Origin of the sequence: Halochromatium glycolicum (genome assembly GCF_016584085.1) — a bacterium.
In the GTDB taxonomy this organism is placed as follows: domain Bacteria; phylum Pseudomonadota; class Gammaproteobacteria; order Chromatiales; family Chromatiaceae; genus Lamprobacter; species Lamprobacter glycolicus.
This window is the reverse complement of sequence record NZ_NRSJ01000142.1, coordinates 1-492: the sequence shown is the minus strand read 5'-3', so window position 1 is coordinate 492 and position 492 is coordinate 1. Positions and strand designations below refer to the sequence as shown.

General features: G+C 69.3%; 1 protein-coding gene. It reads right to left on the bottom strand.

Annotated features, from left to right (window positions below; genetic code table 11):
• On the bottom strand, window positions 1-492 hold a 492-nt coding region (locus CKO40_RS23890), incomplete at both ends, for a DEAD/DEAH box helicase (protein WP_200348952.1).

Sequence of the window (492 nt, the reverse complement as noted above, 5' to 3'; positions counted from 1 at the left end):
ACGAGGGTCCTCGGGATCGGCGTCGCCGTCATCACGAGGAGGTCGGGGGCCGCGCCCTTCGCCGCCAGCAGCATCCTCTGGTGGACGCCGAAGCGGTGCTGCTCGTCGACGACGACAAGGGCGAGATCCTTGAACCGGACGGCTTCCTGGAAAAGCGCATGCGTACCGATGGCGATGTCGATTTCACCGGCGGCGAGCGCCGCCAGCTTGGCGTTTCCGCCGCCCTCGCGCCCGGTGAAAAGCTCCGCCTTCAGCCCGGCGGTCGCGGCAAGCGGGGCGATCGTCGCAAAATGCTGGCGTGCCAGAACCTCCGTCGGCGCCATCAGCGCCGCCTGGCCACCATCCTCCGTCACGTCGGCCATGGCCGAAAGCGCGACCAGCGTCTTGCCGGAGCCGACGTCGCCCTGCAGCAGCCGCAGCATGCGCTCAGGGGAGCGAAGGTCCGTCCGGATCGCCTCGATCGCCTGCTTCTGCGAGCCGGTCAGCTCGAAG